General features: G+C 61.9%; 1 protein-coding gene. It reads left to right on the top strand.

Annotation, left to right across the window (positions count from 1 at the left end; genetic code table 11):
• Nucleotides 1-381: TolC family protein (locus R0J88_RS18975; protein WP_410900725.1), on the top strand; the 381-nt coding region annotated here is incomplete at both ends.

The following is a 381-nucleotide window of genomic DNA, read 5'->3' as shown; positions in this document are numbered from 1 at the left end:
AGCGACTTTCCGGGTGCCGCGGGCCTTGAGCGCGCGTTCAACTACGGACTGAGCATGGACGTGATGGCGATCATCTCGCGAAGTGCCAACCAGAGGTCCGCCGACGCGACTGTGCGAAAGACGGACCTTGGACTGCTGTGGCAGGAATGGCAAATCGTCGCTCAAGCCAAGCAGCTTTATACAAAGACGCGTTATGAAGACGCCGTACTGCCGCTGCTGAAGCAGGCGCTCGATCTCGACCAGACGCGCTACACCCGGCTCGAGCATGCCCGGCAGGCCGGGAACACGACCGATGACGTCGTGAGTGTCGCATTGACGGCATACAGCGACGCGCGCCGGCAATATGACGACATGGTCCGTGCCCGCGCGCAGACGCATCAT

Source organism: Pseudoalteromonas sp. SIMBA_162, assembly GCF_046535955.1.
Lineage (GTDB): Bacteria > Pseudomonadota > Gammaproteobacteria > Enterobacterales > Alteromonadaceae > Pseudoalteromonas > Pseudoalteromonas marina.
The sequence above is the reverse complement of the archived record's forward strand: the minus strand, read 5'-3'. Positions and strand labels throughout refer to the sequence as shown.